The 20,978-nt window shown below is 65.4% G+C and carries 13 protein-coding genes; 11 read left to right on the top strand and 2 right to left on the bottom strand.

Features of this window, described 5'->3' with window-relative positions:
• Positions 1 to 143: 143 nt before the first annotated feature.
• The 4 genes from sodB (at position 144) to pcaF (ending at position 5,618) form a co-directional block, all read left to right on the top strand.
• The gene (gene sodB, locus HV681_RS13075; RefSeq protein WP_056324270.1) at positions 144 to 722 is read left to right on the top strand and encodes a superoxide dismutase [Fe]; all 579 of its coding nucleotides are present in this window, start codon (positions 144 to 146) and stop codon (positions 720 to 722) included.
• 279 nt (positions 723 to 1,001) lie between these two features.
• Positions 1,002 to 2,708 carry a methyl-accepting chemotaxis protein gene (locus HV681_RS13070; protein ID WP_175123477.1) on the top strand — a complete coding sequence of 569 codons (1,707 nt, stop codon included), beginning with the start codon at positions 1,002 to 1,004 and terminating at the stop codon, positions 2,706 to 2,708.
• Positions 2,709 to 2,850: 142 nt separating this feature from the next.
• Positions 2,851 to 4,245: a chloride channel protein gene (locus HV681_RS13065; protein ID WP_175123476.1), complete on the top strand. Its 1,395-nt coding sequence runs from the start codon at positions 2,851 to 2,853 to the stop codon at positions 4,243 to 4,245.
• Between the two features lie 167 nt (positions 4,246 to 4,412).
• A complete protein-coding gene (gene pcaF / locus HV681_RS13060) occupies positions 4,413 to 5,618 on the top strand; it encodes a 3-oxoadipyl-CoA thiolase (protein WP_175123475.1) in 1,206 nt (401 codons plus the stop codon).
• A gap of 105 nt (positions 5,619 to 5,723) precedes the next feature.
• Here the strand turns inward: pcaF and HV681_RS13055 are convergent, their stop codons facing one another.
• Positions 5,724 to 6,266: a DUF192 domain-containing protein gene (locus tag HV681_RS13055; RefSeq protein ID WP_175123474.1), complete on the bottom strand. Its 543-nt coding sequence runs from the start codon at positions 6,264 to 6,266 to the stop codon at positions 5,724 to 5,726.
• Between the two features lie 94 nt (positions 6,267 to 6,360).
• The gene (locus HV681_RS13050) at positions 6,361 to 6,606 is read right to left on the bottom strand and encodes a cold-shock protein (RefSeq protein WP_006220277.1); all 246 of its coding nucleotides are present in this window, start codon (positions 6,604 to 6,606) and stop codon (positions 6,361 to 6,363) included.
• 226 nt (positions 6,607 to 6,832) lie between these two features.
• Between HV681_RS13050 and clpS the strand changes: the two genes are divergently transcribed.
• The 7 genes from clpS (at position 6,833) to HV681_RS13015 (ending at position 20,832) form a co-directional block, all read left to right on the top strand.
• On the top strand, positions 6,833 to 7,147 hold the full coding sequence (clpS, locus tag HV681_RS13045; protein ID WP_175123473.1) for an ATP-dependent Clp protease adapter ClpS: 315 nt from the start codon (positions 6,833 to 6,835) through the stop codon (positions 7,145 to 7,147).
• 170 nt (positions 7,148 to 7,317) lie between these two features.
• Positions 7,318 to 12,540, top strand: a complete 5,223-nt coding sequence (locus HV681_RS13040; protein WP_175123472.1) for an alpha-2-macroglobulin family protein — start codon at positions 7,318 to 7,320, stop codon at positions 12,538 to 12,540.
• Complete coding sequence (gene pbpC / locus HV681_RS13035; protein WP_175123471.1) at positions 12,537 to 14,747, top strand: penicillin-binding protein 1C; 2,211 nt, start codon at positions 12,537 to 12,539, stop codon at positions 14,745 to 14,747. The genes HV681_RS13040 and pbpC overlap by 4 nt, the downstream gene beginning before the upstream one ends.
• Positions 14,748 to 14,802: 55 nt before the next feature.
• Positions 14,803 to 17,115 (top strand): ATP-dependent Clp protease ATP-binding subunit ClpA, encoded by a 2,313-nt coding sequence (gene clpA, locus HV681_RS13030; protein ID WP_175123470.1) that lies wholly within the window; start codon positions 14,803 to 14,805, stop codon positions 17,113 to 17,115.
• Positions 17,115 to 18,431 carry a paraquat-inducible protein A gene (locus tag HV681_RS13025; RefSeq protein WP_175123469.1) on the top strand — a complete coding sequence of 439 codons (1,317 nt, stop codon included), beginning with the start codon at positions 17,115 to 17,117 and terminating at the stop codon, positions 18,429 to 18,431. The genes clpA and HV681_RS13025 overlap by 1 nt, the downstream gene beginning before the upstream one ends.
• Positions 18,432 to 18,477: 46 nt before the next feature.
• A complete protein-coding gene (locus tag HV681_RS13020) occupies positions 18,478 to 20,142 on the top strand; it encodes a PqiB family protein (protein ID WP_175123468.1) in 1,665 nt (554 codons plus the stop codon).
• A 6-nt stretch (positions 20,143 to 20,148) separates the two neighbouring features.
• Positions 20,149 to 20,832, top strand: a complete 684-nt coding sequence (locus HV681_RS13015) for a PqiC family protein (protein ID WP_175123467.1) — start codon at positions 20,149 to 20,151, stop codon at positions 20,830 to 20,832.
• Positions 20,833 to 20,978 lie beyond the last annotated feature (146 nt).

Raw genomic sequence — 20,978 nt, 5'->3', positions numbered from 1 at the left:
GCCGCCGCGCGCGGGCGCAACAACGTGCAGTCATAAGCATGTGCCCGTTAACCCCGCGCCAGCGCGGGGTTAACACGGTATCCTCAGGAGTTGCCGATACAATTGACCGGCTTGATCGTGCTCTCAACAGAAGGAACCATCACATGGCACATACTCTTCCCCCCCTGCCTTACGAACTCGACGCTCTGGCGCCGCACATCTCCAAGGAAACGCTGGAGTTCCACTACGGCAAGCATCACCAGACGTACGTCACGAATCTGAACAACCTGATCCCGGGTACGGAATTCGAAACGCTGTCGCTGGAAGACATCGTGAAGAAGTCCTCGGGCGGCATCTTCAACAACGCTGCTCAGGTCTGGAACCACACGTTCTACTGGAACAGCCTGGCTCCCAAGGCCGGCGGCGCACCGACGGGCGCGCTGGCTGACGCCATCAACGCCAAGTGGGGCAGCTTCGACGCCTTCAAGGAAGCCTTCAACAAGTCGGCTGCCGGCAACTTCGGTTCGGGCTGGACCTGGCTGGTCAAAAAGGCCGACGGTTCGGTCGACATCGTCAACACCAGCAACGCCGCCACCCCGCTCACGACGGCTGACAAGCCGCTGCTCACCTGTGATGTCTGGGAACACGCGTACTACATCGACTACCGTAACGCGCGTCCCAAGTACCTGGAAAACTTCTGGGCCCTGGCGAACTGGGATTTCGCTGCCAAGAACTTCGCCTGATCGGCGGTTCCGGCACGCATGCGGTCTTAGCGCCGCATGCCTGGAAACACGACCCCTCGCCCCGGCGAGGGGTTTTCTTTTGTTCAGCAAAAAGTCAGTTTAGAAAACCCTGTCGACAGTCGCGTTCATTACACGGAACTGACGCCTGAACTGGCTTTTTCTCAGGGTAAGCCCTAGCCCAAACGTCGATATCGTTCCTCCCCGGTCAGCGCTTGCACCCCGAAGCGCATGGCTGCGGCAAAGCCGCCACAAGCCGGGGCACACACAGGGAAGGGAAGCATGTTGCGGTTATTTTCGGGGATGCGCATCGGCGCTCGCCTGACAGGGGCGTTTTTGCTGGTGGCGGTGATAGGCGGTGCGATCGGGGCCTTCGGCGTATGGGGGCTGTCGCGTATCAATGAAATGAATGACAGGCTTTACGACACCGAATTGCGCGGCATTTCGGATCTGAAGGAAGCCAACATCAATCTGATCTACGCAGGTCGTGCGCGCAATGCGTATCTGGGGGCGTCGACCGACCAGGAGCGTCTGGCGCTGCGCAAGCAGTTTGACGACGCGGTCAAGAACATGGACGTGCTGCGCGAGAAGGCAGCCGCCAATTTCTACGAAGAACAGACCAAGCACCTGCTCGCGCAGTTCGGCGAAACCGAACAGGTGTGGAAGCGCGAGGCGGCCGCATTCTTCGATGCGGCCAAGTCGCAGCCCATGACGCAGACCGATCCGCGCGTGGCCGAGGCCGAAAAGCGCGTCATCGCCTCGTCGCAGAAGCTCGATGACCTGATGACCAATCTGGCCATCAGCAAGGAAAAGGCCGCCGAGCGCTCGGTGGCGGAAGGCACGGCGCTCTACAACACGGTTCGCGCCATCATGATCGCCCTGGCGATCGCGGGCGTGGCGGTTGGCATGCTGTTGGGATGGCTGGTGACGCGCGGCATCGTGCGTCCGCTGGGCGAAGCCGTATCGGCCGCACGCCAGGTGGCCGCGGGCGACCTGACCACCGATATCCGCGTGGTCACGCGCGACGAGACCGGCGATCTGATGGGCGCGCTCAAGGCCATGAATGAAAGCCTGGCCCGCATCGTCAAGGACGTGCGCGACGGCTGTGAAAACATTGCGTCGGCGTCGTCGCAGATCGCGCAGGGCAACGCCGATCTGTCGCAACGCACGGAAGAGCAGGCATCTTCGCTCGAGGAAACCGCGGCCTCGATGGAAGAGCTGACCAGCACGGTGCAGCAGAACGCCAACAACGCCAGCGAGGCCGACCGCCTGGTCAGCCAGGCGTCGAACGTCGCCGTGCGCGGCGGCGAGGTGGTCGAGGGTGTCGTGCAGACCATGAGCGCGATCTCGGACAGTTCGCGCCGCATTGCCGACATCACGGGCGTGATCGACGGCATCGCGTTCCAGACCAACATCCTGGCGCTCAATGCCGCCGTGGAAGCGGCGCGCGCGGGCGAGCAGGGCCGCGGCTTCGCGGTCGTGGCGGGCGAGGTGCGCACGCTGGCCCAGCGTTCCGCTGTGGCTGCAAAGGAAATCAAGGCCCTGATCGACGAATCCGTGACGCGCGTCGAAGGCGGCTCGCGTCAGGTCGACGAGGCCGGACGCACGATGCGCGAAGTCGTGGACAGCGTGCGCCAGGTCGCGACGCTGGTGCGCGAGATCTCGGGCGCATCGGAAGAGCAATCGACCGGCATCGGGCAGGTGAACCAGGCCGTCTCGCAGATGGACACGGTGACTCAGCAGAACGCCGCCCTGGTCGAGGAAGCCGCGGCCGCCGCGGCCAGCATGCAGGAGCAGGCCACACGTCTGGCGCAGGAAGTGCGCCGCTTCAAGGTGGATGCAGGCAGTGGATCTGCGGTTCAGGCGCAAGCCCGGCTGCTGCCGGCCGAACGCGTGGCGGTGCGCAAGCCCGCCGCGCCGGCAGCCCGTGCGGCGCAGGCCCGGCCCGCGCTGGCAGGCGCTTCGCAGGACGAGTGGTCGTCGTTCTGAAGCCTTGCCGCGTCGTGAAGGACGGCCATTGACCGGCCGTTCCCGTCCGCGCTTGCGCGTGCGCAACGCTGCATTCTTTCGGCTACGGGTCAGGATGGGATGGTAAGGTTGGCAACCTCCCCACGCCGCCCTGTCCCCGTCCATGAGTCTGCCCGACCCCGTCCGTCGCGTCATCGCCCGAACACGCCGGCTGGCGCGCCGCAAGGTGCGCCAGATCAACCGTCTGTCCAGGAAGAGCGTGCAGCTCGGGCTGTTGCTCGGCGGCGCCGCGTTGGTGGCGCTCATGTCGCTGGGCTTTACCTATCTGGCCGACAAGGCGCTGGCCTGGAACCGCCAGTGGGTCGTCTACAACGGCTGGCTGGCGTTGCTGGTCATGCCGTTTGGGCTGGCCGCGCTGCGCTGGCTCACGCTGCGTTTCGCGCCCAACGCTTCCGGCAGCGGCATTCCGCAAGTCATCGGCGCCTTGTCGCTGCCGCCGGGCCCCAGCCAGAACAGCCTGGTGTCGCTGGCCCAAAGCCTTTGGAAGATACCGCTGGCGTTCTTCGGCATGCTGTGCGGCGCGTCGATCGGCCGCGAGGGGCCTTCCGTGCAGGTCGGCGCGGCGCTGATGCTGGCGTGGGGCGATTTCTGGAAACGCCGCGGCTTGCAGTTGCGCGGCTTTCACGCCAACGAGCTGATCGCAGCGGGCGCCGCCGGCGGCCTGGCGGCGGCCTTCAACGCGCCGCTGGCCGGCGTGATCTTCGCCATCGAGGAACTGGGGCGCGGCACCGTGCTGCGCTGGCAGCGGCTGGTGCTGATCGGCGTGCTGGCCGCCGGGTTCCTGGTGGTGGCGGTGGAAGGCAACAATCCTTATTTCGGCGTCTTTGCCGGCGCGCCCCTGTCGCAGAACATGGTGATGTGGATCGTTATCTGCGGCGCCCTCAACGGCGCGCTGGGCGGCATCTTCGCCCGCCTGCTGGGCAAGGGGCCGATCGGCGCGGCGCCGCAGTCGTGGCGCGCGTGGATCCGGACGCATCCGATCTGGACGGCGTTCATCATGGGTCTGGCGCTGGCGGTGATCGGCCTGTGCACCGCGGGCAGCGTGTACGGCACCGGCTACGCCGTCGCGGCTGACCTGCTCAACGGCAAGGACGCGGTGCCGGACGGCTTTGGCTTGGCCAAGCTGGCGGCCACCGTCGCGTCCTATTGGGCGGGCATTCCCGGCGGCATCTTCACGCCGGCGCTCACCACGGGCGCGGGCATCGGCCATCACATCTGGGAGTTGGCAGGCGAGGGCGTCGACCAGCGCGTGCTGGTGCTGCTGTCCATGGCGGCCTTTCTGGCGGCCGCTACCCAGGCGCCCTTGACGGCGAGCGTCGTGGTGATGGAAATGACGGGCAGCCAGCCGATGCTGTTCTGGTTGCTGGTCGGGTCGTTGCTGGCGTCGGGCGTGTCGCGCCAGTTCTGCCCGCAACCGTTCTACCATCTGGCGGCCGGCCGTTTCCGCCGTCAGGCCATCGTCGACGCGGGCCGCGCGGCCAAGGCCGGCGCGCACTGATCCCGGGCATGGCTGCCCGGTTCCGTGCACGCCCGAGCCGGTCCAATGTGAACGTCTACTGGACACTGTCCGTTCTGCGGACATCCGGGTAACGCACCAACTTGGCGCGAAACCGCTGCGTTAACATCGTCCGATCCCGAGTTCTTTCACTTCACTTCGAGCTTCCCATGACCGTGAATGCCTTTATCTGTGATGCGATTCGTACCCCCTTCGGCCGCTACGGCGGTGCGCTGGCTTCCGTGCGGCCCGACGATCTGGCTGCCGTAGCCATCAAGGCGCTGGCGGCGCGCAATCCTGGCGTGCGCTGGGAAGAACTCGACGACGCCATCATGGGTTGCGCCAACCAGGCGGGCGAAGACAACCGCAACGTGGCCCGCATGGCCACGCTGTTGGCCGGCCTGCCGGTCGAAGTGCCCGGCGCCACGGTCAACCGCTTGTGCGGCTCGGGTCTGGACGCCATCGGCACCGCCGCGCGCGCCATCCGCGCCGGAGAAGCCGGCCTGATGCTGGCCGGCGGCGTGGAAAGCATGAGCCGCGCCCCGTTCGTCATGGGCAAGGCCGACAGCGCCTTCTCGCGCAGCGCCGCCATTTATGACACCACCATCGGCTGGCGTTTCATCAACAAGCTGATGAAGGCGCAGTACGGCGTGGACTCGATGCCCGAGACCGCCGAAAACGTCGCCGACGATTTCAACATCAGCCGCGCCGACCAGGATCTGTTCGCGCTGGCCAGCCAGGAAAAGACCGCGCGCGCCCAGAAGGAAGGATTCTTCGACGCCGAGATCGTGCCCGTGTCGATCGCCCAGAAAAAGGGTGACCCGATCATCGTCTCCAAGGACGAGCACCCGCGTGAAACGTCGCTGGAATCGCTGGCCAAGCTCAAGGGCGTGGTCCGCGAAGGCGGCAGCGTCACGGCCGGCAACGCGTCGGGCGTGAACGACGGCGCCGCCGCGCTGCTGCTGGCCGATGAAAAGGCTGCCGCCCGCCATGGCCTGACCCCGCGTGCCCGCGTCGTCGGCATGGCAACCGCTGGCGTCGCGCCGCGCATCATGGGCATCGGTCCAGCGCCCGCCACGCAGAAGGTGCTGGCTCAGACCGGCCTGACGCTGGATCAGATGGACGTGATCGAACTGAACGAAGCGTTCGCCGCGCAAGGTCTGGCTGTGCTGCGCCAGCTTGGCATCGCCGACAACGACCCGCGCGTGAACCCCAACGGCGGCGCGATCGCCCTGGGCCACCCGCTGGGCGCCAGCGGCGCGCGTCTGGCCACCACGGCCATCAACCAGCTGCATCGCACCGGCGGCCGCTACGCGCTGTGCACGATGTGCATCGGCGTCGGCCAAGGCATCGCGCTGATCATCGAACGCGTGTAAGGCGCGTGGTACGGCCGGCGGCGCGCGTCGCGCTGTCCGGCAAACAACAAGGGAGCCCTCGGGCTCCCTTTGTCATTACCTGCTGGGGAGGTCTGCCGGAAGGCGTCAGGGCAGGCCGTCGAGCTTTTTCCCGGCAGTGATGCCGTGCTTGCCGAACCACCCTTGCGCCATTTCCAGCGCGTAGCGCACCGGCTTCTTTGCGCAATGCGGGTCTTCGGTCTGCGGCGCCATGTCTTCAATGTTGACGATCGTGCCGTCGTCGGCGATAAAGGCAATCGACAGGGGCAGCAGCGTGTTGCGCATCCAGAAGCACTGCACGTCCGGCTGGTCGAAGACGAACAGCATGCCGTCGTTGCCCGGCAGCTCCCTGCGGAACATCAGACCGTCGCGCCGCGTGGCGTCCGTGTTTGCAACTTCTGCGCGGATAATATGGATTCCGGCCGACAATTGCGTCGTGGGCAGACGCGGCTGCGGGCCGGTCTGTTGCTGGGCGCTGGCGGGCAGGGGCAGGGCGGCTGCGATCGCGATGGCGGCGGCGGCGATCACCGGCGCCTTGCGGCCGCCCGCGTTTGCCGCTGACGATGCCTTGGTGAAGGTTGTTTTGAACAGCGTACGAACAATGGGAAACAAAACGGCAATCTTCAGCATGGCCCGGCGGAGTATTAAGAAAAATAACAAGGCGGGGCCCGAAAGCCCCGCCTGGATAATGGCGCAACCTTACCGTTGCGCTTTAAAGGGTAACTCAGGCAGCCGTAATATTGAGCGCCTGTTTTCCTTTAGGCCCCTGGATAATCTCGAAGGCCACTTTCTGGCCTTCTTTCAGGGTTTTAAAACCATTCATCTGGATGGACGAGAAGTGGGCGAACAGATCTTCACCGCCATCGTCGGGCGTAATGAAGCCAAACCCCTTTGCATCGTTGAACCATTTGACGGTGCCCGTCGATTTGGGATTGTCCCCTTGGACGGCGGTTGCGGTCGTATCAGACATGCGGCCTGCCTCATTGAATCGTATGTTGACAGAAGGGCATTGTGGTCTAGACCCCTGTCCCCCCTCCGGCTTCCTGGCAGATTTTCGGTAAATTGAAAACCCCAGAATGCGTGGATAATGCGCCGCTTTTCTTGACCTAGTCAAGTATGGATACTACGTATTTCTGCGTGTAATTTTCAGTAAGTTGAGTGGTTGCCGTCCCCAGTTTAAATAGAATACCCGCCCTATGAGTTCTACCTTGGATTCCCAGCATGACTTGGTCGTCGAGAAGGCGCCGGCACGTACTGCGCCGCCGCCGATGTACCAGGTGTTGCTGCTTAATGACGACTACACCCCGATGGAGTTCGTCGTGAAAGTGCTGCAGAAATTCTTCAATAAAAACGAGGAAGAGGCGACGCGCATCATGCTGCAAGTGCATCACGAAGGCCGAGGCGTCTGCGGGGTTTACCCCCGTGACCTCGCCGCCACACGGATCGCGCAGGTCGGTCAGTATGCGCGGGCGCGTCAACACCCGCTGCAATGCGTGATGGAACCGGTTTGATCTCGACAAAACACAATGGCGCCGCCAGCAATGGCGGCGTTGTGCTGCCGGTTGCATCCCGGGCACAGGGATGAACGGTTTTGCCGCGTAACGGGAAGCGCGCGGCACATGCGGGTCGGCAGCTCCGCCGCTAAGGAGCGTTGCGTTCTAGTGGGCGGGGAGGTTTCGCCGTGAGTGGAAAGTTCAACAAGACCTGGCTGGCTGTAGCCGGGATCGCGGTGGTGGCCGGCGCGATTGGCGCGGGCTGGTGGATGGGCAAGGGGCAGCAGCCGGCAAGTCCGGCAGCGGTTCCGGCGGCGCAGACAGCGACAGCCGAGGCTCCGCAGGCGGCGAACAACGCGGCGCCAGCACTGCCTGCCACCGCAACCGTGGGTGCTGCGGATCCCTTCGCGGCCTTGAATTGCCAACCCCGCCAATACAACGATGCCTTGTCGCTGGCCGTGACCTTCACGCAACCGGTGGATGCCAAGAGCAATCTGGACGCTTTCCTTCAGGTGACCGATACGGGTTCGACGGCCGGCAAGGCCGACGAGGACAGCGAATCGGCCGCCGCGCCGGGCCAGCAGCCGGCCTCGGTGCGTCCTGGCGATTCCGCGCCCAAGGGCAAGATCCTCAAGGGCAACTGGGTCGTCGGCGACAACCCGCGCGTGGTGTACTTCCCGTATGTGCAGCCGCAGCGCTCCTACGCGATCACGGTCCGCTCGGGCCTGCCCGGCGCGGGCGAAAAGGTCGCGCTGACCGAGGCTTCGCATTGCGAAGTCAGCACGCAGGCCATGCCGCCGTCGTTTTACTTCGCCAGCCGCGGCGTCGTGCTGCCCGCCGGCCAGAACGGCGGCCTGCCGGTTGCCACGGTCAATGTGCCCGAGGTTGACGTGCAGTTCCTGCGCGTGTCCCCCGACCGCGTGCCCGAACTGTTCGACACCGTGCTGGGCGTGGGCCGCACGCCGGCCGCCTCGGCAGACGAGGACGACGGCAACTATGACGAGAACGACTGGCGCTACGCCGGTAACCGCAGCCTGAAGGGCTCGGTCAGCAACTGGGACCTGGACCGGCTGAATTCGCTGACGACCAGCGTCTATCAGGGCCGCTTCGTCACCGACGACAAGCCGAACCGCCGTCACGTCACGTTCCTGCCCGTCGAGGGCATCAAGGAACTGCAGGAGCCGGGCATCTACGTTGCGGTCATGAGCCAACCTGGCCGTTTCCGCTATGAGTACCAGGTCACCTATTTCTACGTCAGCGACATCGGGCTGCACGCCCGCCGCTACAGCGACCGCATCGAAGCGTATTCGGTGTCGCTGAAGTCCGGCCAGGCCATTTCCGGCGCGGTGTTTGAACTGGTGGACGGCGCCGGCAAGCCGCTGGCCAAGGCGGCCGCCGATGCGCAGGGCCATGTCCGCTTTGACGGCAGCTTTGCCAATGCACGCGTCATCCGCGCCTCGCGCGACAAGGAAATGACCGTGCTGGCGCTGGGCGAACCGGCGTTGGATCTGTCCGAATTCGATACGGGCGGCCATGCGTCGCGCGCCAACAATCTGTTCGTCTACGCCGGCCGCAACCTGTATCGCCCCGGCGAAACCTTCCACGTATCGGTGCTGCCGCGCGACCTCGACGGCCGCGTGCTGACGCCGTCGCCGCTGACTGCCACCATCAAGCGTCCGGATGGCCGCACGATGCAGACCGCGCTGTGGCAACCGCAGAAGGATCTGCCCGGTTACGTCGAACGCGCGATTGATCTGCCGCTGGATGCCCAGACCGGCACGTGGCTGCTGGAACTGCGCGTCGATCCGTCCTCGCGCGCGCCGGATGCCTCGTGGAAGTTCCAGGTCGAGGAATTCCTGCCCGAACGCATGAAGATGGCGCTGACCTCGGATCAGGACGTGTTGTCCCCCGACGAGGAGCTGACCGTCGACGTGCAGGGCGACTACCTGTATGGCGCGCCGGCTGCCGGCAACCGTCTGCTGGCCACCTTCCAGGTCAAACGTGATCGTTTTGCGCTGGCCCAGCAATGGCCGGGCTTCATCTTTGGTGACGTGGCCGACGATACGCGCCGCAGCTTCGGTGAACTGCCGGAATCCGCGCTGGACGACAAGGGCCGCGCGCAGCTCGACGTGAACCCGAACGCCGCCGGCACGCATTCGCCGATGAAGGTCCGTGTGTCCGCCAGCCTGCTGGAATCCGGCGGCCGCCCGGTGGTCCGCTCCATCGAACGCACCGTCTGGCCCGCCGACAAGCTGATCGCCGTCCGTCCGCAGTTCGACAGCGACGTGGCCCGCGAGAACGCGCCGGCCGGTTTCGAAGTCATTCGCGCCAACGCGCAAGGCAAGATCGAACCGCTCGCGCAGGCGCAGATGCGTCTGTTCCGCGAAGAGCGTCAGTACTACTGGCGATTCGACGACCAGCGCGGCTGGAACAGCGGCTATACCGAAACCGAAGAACTGGTCGACTCACGCGAAATTGCGCTGAACGATCGCACCCAGCTGACCGTGCCGGTCAAGTGGGGCCGCTACCGTCTGGAAATCACGGATCCGGAAACCGGCGAAACGATGCGCTATCGCTTCTATGCCGGCTGGAACGCGCAGGACGCCGATGCCATGGGCAACCGTCCCGACCGCGTGCAGATGAAGCTGGAAGGCGTGCCCGCCAAGCCGGGCGACACCGTCAAGCTGACGCTGACGCCGCCGCATGATGGCCAGGCGCTCATCACCGTCGAAGGCGACCGCATGCTGTGGTCCAAGTGGGTGGCCGTGAAGGCCACGGGCACCGAGGTCGAGATTCCGGTCGACAAGGAATGGAAGCGCCACGACCTGTACGTGGCCGCGGCGGTGTTCCGCCCCGGCAGCGAAGGCGACCGCGTCACGCCGGCCCGCGCGCTGGGCCTGGCGTTCCTGCCGATCGCCAGTGCCGACCGCAAGCTGGACGTCAAGCTCACCGCCGCGCCCAAGGCCGTGCCGGAGACCAAGACGACCGTGCGCGTCAAGGTCGACGGCGCGCAGGGCAAGCAGGCGATGGTGACGCTGTCCGCGGTCGACGTGGGGATTCTCAACATCAACCAGTACGCCACGCCCGATCCGCTGGATTACTTCTTCGGCAAGCACCGCTACGCGCCCGAGTTGCTGGACATGTACGGCAAGCTCATCGAGAAGATGGACGGCACGAAGGGCAAGCTGAAGTGGGGCGGCGACGCCGCGATGCGCGGCGACAGCAAGAGCCTGCCCAAGAAGGTCAAGCTGGTGGATCTGTTCTCGGGTCCCGTTGCGCTCAATGCGCAGGGCGAAGCGGACATCCCGCTGGACCTGCCGGACTTCAATGGCACGCTGCGCCTGATGGCCGTCGCGTTTACGCCCGACAACTACGGCAGCACCGACGCCGAAATGGTCGTGGCAGCGCCCATCGTGGCGGAACTGAACACCCCGCGTTTCATCACGCCGGGCGACCAGGCCGCCATTGCGCTGGACGTTACCAACATGAGCGGCGCCGAACAGAAGATCTCGGTCAAGCTCGAAGCCCTGGATCCGCTGGCCATCGTCGACGGCGTGCGCACTGTCACGTTGAAAGACAAGCAGCGCACGACGCTGCGGTTCACGGCGACCACCACCGGTTCGTACGGCCTGGGCCTGATGCGTCTGACCGTGGACGGGCAGGGCGGCGCCAAGCCGATCCGCATCGTGCGCGAGTCCGTGCTGCAGGTGCAGCCCGCGCATGCGCCGGAGCGCCAGGTGCGGCGTCTGCGCCTGAATCCGGGCGAGTCGCAACCGGCGCAGGCGTCGTGGGTCGCTTCCTATTACCCGGACTCGACGACCGTCAGCCTGACCGTATCCAATCGTCCGCCGTTCAACGTCAACCGTCTGGTCGAGGACCTGCTCAACTATCCGTATGGATGCACCGAGCAGACCATCAGCGCGGCCATGCCGTGGGTGATGCTGGATGAAGACGCCGCCAAGCAGTTCGGCCTGAAGCCGCGCACCGAGGCCGAACGCGCCGCCAAGGTCGCCGGCGCCATCAGCCGCCTGTCGGGCATGCGCAACTCGGTCGGTTCGTACAACCTCTGGAGCGGCGCGTCCTCGCGCGACGTGTGGCTGACGGCCTACGCCGTGGGCTTCATGCAGGACGCACGCGATCGTGGCTTCGATGTGCCCGAGGCGTCGCTGGATCGTTCGCGCACGTGGCTGCTGGAACAGGTGCAGCAGAGCGCCGGCGCATTCGGCACGTGGTCGGCCAATCTGCGCCGCAACGTCGAGGCCAACCGCATCGACAGCAGCGACGCCAACGTGCTGCGCGAAGACCATCGCCGCTTTGCCGGCCTGGCCACCGCCGCGCTGGTGCTGGCGCGCGACAAGAAAGCGCCGTTGTCGACCGTGCGTCAGCTGTTCGACAACTATCAGGAGCGCGCGCGCTCGCCGCTGCCGCTGGTGCAACTGGCCGCCGCCTTCAAGCTGATGGGTGACGAAGGGCGCATGAAGCAGGCGCTTGACCTGGCCATGACGCGCACCTATGGCATCAACATCAACAACCGCAGCAGCGCCTACTACGACGAATGGATGGGCGACTACGGCAGCAGCGTGCGCGACTACGCGTTGTCCTACGCGCTGGTCTCGCAATACGAGCTGCGACACGAACGCAGCGAGAACCTGCTGAATCAGCTCTCCAGCCGCCTGGGCAACCGTTCGTACCTGTCCACGCAGGAGCAGATGGCTTTGCTGCTGGCCGCGCGCGCCGCGGGCGGCAACAAGAACACGCCGTGGGAAGCGGTGCTGACCGTCAATGGCGAGCGCAAGCCGCTGACGGGCGGCAAGAGCGACCAGACGGTCTCGCTGTCGGCCGCGGATCTGGCGGGCACGCAGTTGCAGAACACGGGCAGCCAATCGCTGTTCGTCGAATACGACATCCAGGGCAGCCCGACTGCGACCCCCGCGCCGCGCAACGACATCATCCAGCTCAAGCGTGGCTGGTACCGTCCGGACGGCCGCCCGTGGGACGGCGGCACCCTGCAAACCGGCGACATGCTGGTGGTGTGGGTCCAGGCCAGCGCCAACCAGAACATCCCCGATGGTCTGCTGGTTGACCGCGTGCCGGCGGGCTTCGAGGTCGAAAACCTCAACCTGTCGCAGAGCCCGGAAATGCAGGACTGGAAGATCGGCGGGCGCCGCGTGGCCGACGCCATGTCGGATTCCAACATCAAGCATCGCGAGTTCCGCGACGACCGCTACGTCGCCGCAGTGTCGCTGGGCCGTGGCAAGGTGGACGTGTTCTATCTGGTGCGCGTCGTGACGCCGGGCCGCTACGCGGTGCCGTCGACGGTGGCCGAGGATATGTACCGCCCCGAAATCCGCGGCGTGGGTGAGCAATGGAGCACGGTCGAAATCCGCGATCGCGGCGCCAAGCGTCCTTGAACGCCGCCGCCGCTTGCCAGGCGGGCGCATCGCGCGCCCGCCGCTGGCGGCGGCGCGGCATCTTCGCGGCCAGCGCGTTGTCAGCGCTGGCCGCGTTGTTATTCGCGCTCGACCGTCTGTATCCGCTGCCTCCCATCGATTCGGGCGGGGCGGCGGTTGTCGTCGCCGCCGATGGCACGCCGCTGCGCAACTATCCCAGCCGCGACGGCATCTGGCGCTACCCGGTCCAGCCCGATCAGGTTTCGCCCCGCTACCTGGAGACGCTGCTCACCTACGAGGACCGCTGGTTCTACTGGCACCCCGGGGTGAACCCCGTGGCGCTCGCGCGTGCGGGCTGGCAGTGGGCCACCAACCGCCGCATCGTGTCCGGCGGCTCCACGCTGACCATGCAGGTGGCGCGGCTGATCGATCCGCAACTGGCGGGCAAGCCGTCGCGCACGATGTCGGCCAAGCTGCGGCAGGCGTGGCGCGCCGTGCAGCTGGAAATGCACTACAGCAAGGACGAGATCCTTTCCCTGTACCTGACCCACGCGCCGATGGGCGGCATCGTCGAGGGCGTCGAGATGGGCTCACGGCTGTGGCTGGGCAAGCCGGCCCGCGACCTGGGCCCGGCAGAAGCGGCGATGCTGACCGCCTTGCCGCAGGCCCCGTCACGGCTGCGTCCCGACCGTCACCCCGAGGCCGCGCAGGCCGCCCGCGACAAGGTGCTGGACCGCATGGCCGAACTCGGCCGCTGGACTCCGGCCGAGGTGGCTGACGCCAAGATAGAAACCGTCATCGCGCCGCCGTTGCGGGCGCGCTGGCTGGCGCCCCTGGCGGCGCAGCGCCTGCTGCTGGAAGCGGGCGGCGCGCGCCGCGCGGGCGGCCGGCCACCGCTGGTCACCTCCACGCTGGATGCGGATATGCAGGCGTCGGTGGAACAAATGTTGCTGGACCGGGTCGATAACCTTCCGCCCAAGGTGTCGATGGCCGTGCTTGTGATGGACAACGATTCCCTGGAGGTCAAGGCTTACGCCGGGTCGGCAGATTTTTCCGACGATTCCCGGTACTCGCATGTGGACATGGTGCGCGGCGTGCGATCGCCGGGGTCGACGCTCAAGCCGTTTCTGTATGCCCAGGCCCTGGACGAGGGACTGATCCATTCTGAAAGCCTGCTGATCGACGCGCCCATGTCGTTCGGCGGCTACGCACCCGGGAATTTCCAGGCGGCCTTCGCCGGGCCGATCAGCGTGGCGCAGGCGTTGCAGCGGTCGCTCAATGTGCCTGCGGTGGACCTGCTGGACCGGGTCGGACCGGCCAGTTTTGCCTCGGTTATGCTGACGGGCGGCGTGAAGTTACGAATGCCCGCGGGCGCCGAGCCAAATCTGAGCTTGATTTTGGGCGGGGGTGGCACCACATTGGAAGAACTGGTCGGCGCGTATCGTGCGCTGGCCCGGGACGGCATCTCGGGGCGGCCCCGCTTGACGGCGGAGCAGCCGGTTGTCGAGTCCCGTATGATGAGTCCTGGCGCGGCCTGGATCGTCCGGGACATCCTCGAAGGCGGTGGACACCCGGACCGGCCGTTTTACCAGTCGGGCAACCCCGGCCGGCAACTGGCCTGGAAAACCGGGACCAGTTTCGGATTCCGGGATGCCTGGGCGGTCGGCGTGACCGACAGATGGACGATCGGCGTATGGGTCGGCAGGCCCGACGGTACGCCGAATCCAGGATTTTTTGGGGCGAATGTGGCGGCGCCGCTACTGCAGGATATCGTGGCGGCATTGCCGGAAGGCGCCCAGCAGGTCCGCGTCAGGCCCGAAACGGTGCAGGCGGTGGTGACATGCTGGCCCTTGGGTTACAGGCTGGGTAGCGAGCCCTCGGGCGCGTGTCCCGAACAGCGGGCGGCCTGGATGCTCAATGAAACGGCGCCGCCCTCGTTTGCCGGCTATGCCGATGCCACCCAGGGACCGCTTCGGCTCGGGGGTGTGGCCAACGGCTCGGTGCTGCGGCCCGTGCCCGGCATGCGGCAAGTTGCGCTGGACGTCGACGTCCAGGGCGCTGAAGGCGAAGTCTGGTGGATGCTCGATGGTCGTGTCGCAAGTCATGGCGCCGCGGGTCATCCGTTTAATTTGGTGCTGGCGCACGACGGCCGGTATACGCTAACCGTCATGGATACACATGGCCGGCACGACAGCGTGGTTTTTGAAATCGCTGGCGTTACGCCATGATCGGCATAGAATATGAATCGTGTATTAGCCCGCTTCGATGCGTTACGGAGGAAGCGTGATTTCTCAAGAGCTTGAAGTCAGCCTGCATATGGCTTTCGTCGAGGCCCGTTCGGCCCGGCACGAATTTATTACCGTCGAGCACCTGCTGTTGGCGTTGCTCGACAACGCTTCGGCGGTCGAGGTCCTGCGCGCCTGCGCGGCCAACCTGGACGACCTGCGTCGCAACCTGCGCCAGTTCGTATCGGAAAACACCCCGGTGATCCCCAGCGGCGCCGAAGTCGACACGCAACCCACGTTGGGTTTCCAGCGCGTCATTCAGCGCGCGATCATGCACGTTTCCGCCGGTGGCACGGGCAAGAAGCCTGTGACGGGTGCGAACGTGCTGGTGGCCATTTTTGGCGAAAAGGACTCGCACGCCGTGTACTACCTGCAACAGCAGGGCGTCACACGCCTGGACGTGGTCAATTTCCTGTCCCATGGCATTACCAAACAGCCGCAGGTGGAGTCCGCCGCCGTGCAGAAAGAGCAACAGCCCAATGGTGAAGAGCAGGGCGACTCGCGTCAGTCGCCGCTGGATCAGTACGCCACCGACCTGAACGCCGCCGCGCTGGCCGGCCGCATCGATCCCCTGATCGGCCGCGAGCACGAAGTCGAGCGCGTCATCCAGGTGCTGTGCCGCCGCCGCAAGAACAACCCGCTGCTGGTGGGCGAGGCCGGCGTTGGCAAGACCGCCATCGCGGAAGGCCTGGCCTGGCGCATTACGCGCGGCGAAGTGCCCGAAGTCCTGCAGGCCGCTCAGGTCTATTCGCTGGACATGGGCGCGCTGCTGGCCGGCACCAAGTACCGCGGCGATTTCGAACAGCGTCTGAAAGGCGTGCTCAAGCAGATCCGCGGCAACCCCGACGCGATCCTGTTCATCGACGAAATCCACACGCTGATCGGCGCCGGTTCGGCGTCGGGCGGTACGCTGGATGCCTCCAACCTGCTCAAGCCGGCGTTGTCGTCGGGGCAGCTTAAGTGCATCGGCGCCACCACCTACACCGAATACCGCGGCGTCTTCGAAAAAGATCACGCGCTGTCGCGCCGGTTCCAGAAGATCGACGTGCCCGAGCCCAGCATCGAACAGACCGTGCAGATCCTGCGCGGCCTGAAAAGCCGCTTCGAAGAGCACCACAGCGTGCGCTATTCGGCCGCGGCGCTGTCGGCTGCCGCCGAGCTGTCGGCGCGCTTCATCAATGATCGTCACCTGCCCGATAAGGCCATCGACGTGATCGACGAGGCCGGCGCCGCGCAACGCCTGTTGCCGCGTTCGCGCCAGAAGAAGGTGATCGGCAAGGTCGATATCGAAAACATCGTTTCCAAGATCGCGCGCATTCCGCCGCAGTCCGTTTCCAACGACGACCGCAGCAAGCTCGCCACGCTGGACCGCGACTTGAAGACGGTGGTGTTCGGCCAGGACGGCGCCATCGACGCGCTGTCGGCCGCCATCAAGATGGCGCGCTCGGGCCTGGGCAAGCCGGAAAAGCCGATCGGCGCTTTCCTGTTGTCCGGCCCCACGGGCGTCGGCAAGACCGAAGTCGCACGCCAGCTGGCGTTCACGCTGGGTGTCGAACTGCTGCGCTTCGACATGTCCGAATACATGGAGCGCCACGCGGTATCGCGCCTGATCGGCGCGCCGCCCGGATACGTGGGTTTCGACCAGGGCGGCCTGCTTACCGAGGCGATCACCAAGCAGCCGCATTGCGTGCTGCTGCTCGACGAAATCGAAAAGGCGCACCCGGATGTGTTCAACATCCTGCTGCAGGTCATGGACCACGGCACGCTGACCGACAACAACGGCCGCAAGGCAGACTTCCGCAACGTCATCCTCATCATGACGACCAACGCGGGCGCCGAGACCTTGAACCGTCCGTCGATCGGTTTTGCGAACTCGCGGATGGTGGGCGACGAAATGGCGGAAATCCGCCGCATGTTCACGCCCGAATTCCGCAACCGCCTGGACGCGATCATTCCCTTTGCCGCGCTGGACCACGAGGTCATCATGCGCGTGGTGGACAAGTTCCTCATGCAGCTTGAAGACCAGTTGCACGAGCGCCGCGTGGAAGCCGTATTCACCACGCGCCTGCGTGAACACCTTGCCAAGGAGGGGTTCGATCCGCTCATGGGCGCGCGTCCCATGCAACGTCTTATCCAGGACACCATCCGGCGCGCGCTGGCCGACGAGCTGCTGTTTGGCAAGCTGGTCGACGGCGGTTCGGTCACGGTGGATCTGGACGAGTCGGGCAAGGTCACGCTGGAGTTTGACGATAGCGGCAAGCCGCCTTCGTCGGACGCGCCGGACAAGCAGGAAGTCGAACTCGTCGACTGATGACCGCGGACCGCCAGCCGCTGATCGAATGCGAACATTGCGCAAGCATCTATCGCCGACATCAGCTTGAACCTGGCGAGACCGCCAATTGTGCCCGCTGCGGCGCCGTGCTCTGGCGCTACAGCGGGCTTACTTTGTCCAATTGGCTGGCGCTCGCCATCACTGCCCTGATCGTCTTCGGGGTGGCCAACGCCTACCCGGTCGCTTCGATGTCCGTGCAGGGCATGGTCCAAGAAGCTTCCCTGCTGGATTCCATCTCCATTACCTGGCGTCAGGGCCATTGGGTCGTTTCCATCATGACCGGCCTGGCGGGCTTCGCGCTGCCTCTGTTGCAACTGATCGTGCTGCTGTGGGTGCTGGGTCCGCTGTCGCGGGGCCGCGAGCCCGCGGATTTCCACGCAGCCATGCGTCTTTTGGGTGTGCTGCGGCCGTGGTGCATGGTGCCGGTTTTCCTGCTTGGCGTGCTGGTTGCGGTCGTGAAACTGGCCGGGATGGCCGCGGTGGCGCCTGGCATCGGTCTGGCAGCGTTTGGCATCCTGACTGTGCTGCTGACGATGCTCGGCAAACTGTCGCCCCATGTGCTGTGGCGGTATGCCGAATCCGTCGGCGTGGTGCCCGTGCATGTGCCCGAAGCCGGGCCCGACGTCGTGTTGACCGGGTGCCACGTCTGCGGGCAGGTGCAGGCGCTGCCGAAGGACGCTGATCCCGAGGCGCATCATCACTGCGTGCGCTGCGACGCGGTGGTGCATTACCGCAAGCCCGACCATGTGGCGCGCACCTGGGCGCTGCTGCTTGCGGCCGTTGTCTTCTACATCCCTGCTAATGTGCTGCCGGTCATGAACGTCAGTTCGCTGCTGGGCGACAGCGCGCACACCATTCTGGGTGGCGTGGTGGAACTCTGGCAGATGGGCTCGTGGGACATTGCGCTGATCGTGTTCATCGCCAGTGTGGCGGTGCCGCTGACCAAGCTGCTGGCACTTATCTTGCTGCTGCTGACTGAGCAATGGCGTAGCACAACCAATCTGGGGGCGCGTACGCGGTTGTATCAGATGGTTGAATTCATTGGCCAGTGGTCCATGCTGGATGTATTTGTCGTTATATTGCTGGCGGCCCTGGCCGACTTTCAGGGCTTGATGGAAATCAGCGCCGGTGCCGGCGCCGCCGCGTTCGGCGTGGTTGTCATCCTGACCATGCTGGCTGCCATGAGCTTCGACCTGCGTCGTAGCTGGGACCTTGAAGGTCAGACCGAAATCGAATCAGCGCCGGTGGAGGGCCGGCATGCGCCGGCGTCCGTCTCCGGCAAGCAAGTGGGCTAGGAAAGGCCTCCCGCCGTTGTTTTCCGCTCAGAAAAGGAAAAAGTAGATGTCCGAGCAAGCCCCCGGATCTGGTGAAGAAAAATTCGCGTCGCCCGCGATCTCGCGCAAGAAGAAGAGCCGGATCTCCTGGATCTGGCTGGTCCCTGTCGTGGCCGCGTTAATGGGCCTGTCGCTGGTCGTGCGAACCTGGATGCAGGCCGGACCCGACATTTCCATCTCTTTCAATACTGCCGAAGGCCTGGAAGTGGGCAAGACCCAGCTTCGCTACAAGGACGTGAACATCGGCACGGTCAAGTCCATCGGCTTCAATGCCGACCGCAGCAAGGTGGTCGTGAAAGCCGAACTCTCCAAGCAGGTTTCCGACCTGGCGCGCGAAGGCACGAACTTCTGGGTGGTGCGGCCGCGGCTGGACGTAAGTGGCGTGTCGGGCCTGGGCACTCTGCTGTCGGGCGCCTATATCGGCGTGGACGCGGAAGAGGGCAAGGACAACGGCAACCGCGCCACGAAGCTGTCTTTTGAAGGTCTGGAAACCCCGCCCGCCGTGACCCACGACCGGGCGGGCAAGCGCTTCATGCTCAAGGCGTCGGACCTGGGCTCTCTGGATATCGGCTCGCCCGTCTACTACCGCCGCATCAACGTGGGCCGCGTGATCGGCTATGCCCTGGACGAGAACGGCAGCGCCGTGAACGTCGAGGTGTTCGTCGATGCGCCCAACGACAAATTCGTCACCAACGGCACCCGCTTCTGGAACGCCAGCGGCGTGGACTTCAGCGTCAATGCCGATGGCCTGAAGGTGCGCACGCAGTCGCTCGTCTCGATGGCGGTGGGCGGTGTGGCGTTCGCAACCGTGCAGAACGCCCGCGATGGCGATGCGGCGGCCAAGGCCGACACCGAGTTCGACCTGTACGCCACCGAGGCCGCAGCCAAGGCCAATCCGGACGGCGAGGCCTTCCCGATCCGCATGCGCTTTGACCAGTCGATCCGCGGGCTGACTGTGGGGGCGCCGATCGACTTCAACGGGATCACGCTGGGCGACGTCACGCAGATCACGCTGGACTTCGATCCCTCCACCAAGCGCTTCTATTCGCTGGTGGACGCCACCCTGTATCCGGAACGGCTGGGCCGCGTCTACGAAGAAGTCCGCGAACGAGCGATCAAGGAAGGCGACGTGGCAGGCGGCCGCTTGCTGGGCGTGATGATCAAGCATGGCCTGCGCGCGCAACTGCGCACGGCCAACCTGCTGACCGGCCAGCTCTACGTGGTGCTGGACAACGTGCCGAACGCCAAACCGGTTGAATTCGAGATGTCGGAACCGGCGATCATTCCGACGGTGCCGGGCAACCTGGATCAGCTCCAGCAGCAGGTCACCAACATCGTCACCAAGATCGAGAAGATTCCGTTCGACAAGATCGGCGAGGACCTGCGCGCCACGCTGGCCAGCACGTCCAAGCTGATGAATCGTCTGGACAAGCAGGTGGCGCCCGAAGCCCAGAAGGCGCTCAAGGCAGCCAAGGACTCGATGGCGAACATCAACTCCCTGCTGGCCTCTGATGCCTCGCTGCCGGTTAATACCGAACGGGCGATGCAGGAACTGAGCCGCGCGGCGCGTTCGCTGCGCGCGCTGGCCGACTTCCTGCAATCGAATCCCGAAGCCCTGCTGCGCGGCAGAGGCGAAGATCCCATCCCGGGCGCCGGCCCAGTCAGGAACTAGACGCTCATGAAAAGCCGACTCTCTTGCTCCGCAACCCCGTCCCGCAGCAAACGCGGCCGCGCCGCGCTGGCCGTGCTGGCGCTGTCCGGCGCGCTGGCCGCGTGCGGGTCGTCGCCGCCCGTCCACTACTACACGCTGCAGACGCCCGAGCGGTCGGGTGCGCCCGCCGCGGCGCCGGGTTCCGCCTCGTTCCTGATCGAGGTGCAGCCCGTCACGCTGTCCACGCAAGCCGACCAGCCGCAGTTGATGGTCCGCACCGGCGACGGCAGCATTTCCGCCTTGTATTCCGAGCGCTGGAGCTCGCCGCTGGGCGACGAGTTGCGCAATGCCTTGTCCGATGCGCTCAAGCGTGACCTTGGCGCACTCGACGTGCAGATGGTCAAGCCGGGTCCGGGGGCGCCGATCTGGCGCGTCCAGACCGACGTGCAACGCTTCGAGATGGTGTCCGGCAGCATGGCGCAACTGGACGCCACCTGGCGGGTACGCCCCGTCGACACCAAGGGCAGGGGCCTCTTGTGCCGCAGCGTCGTCACCGAAAACGTGCCGGACGAGGCCGTCGGCAGCCTGATCGCGGCGCAGCAGCGCGCGGTGGTGAGCCTGGCGGGCGTCATGGCGGCTGCCATTCGCGGCCAGAATCCGGCTGGTTCCGGGTCGGTCCAGATGATGGGATGTTCCGCGCTGAAGGAATGATCCGCCCCGGGTTCCCGGATAAACCTCGCGATCTCAAGCGGTTAACTGGGTTCAACCTAGGGTTAACCTTAATACAAACGCGGTTGCAACCTGTCTAGCATACGGTCCTACCCATACTGGGTCCCGTCCGGGCCCAGTTACACCTT

Source organism: Achromobacter animicus (assembly GCF_902859585.1).
Taxonomy (GTDB): domain Bacteria; phylum Pseudomonadota; class Gammaproteobacteria; order Burkholderiales; family Burkholderiaceae_B; genus Achromobacter; species Achromobacter animicus.
This window is presented reverse-complemented; position numbering and strand designations above follow the sequence as displayed.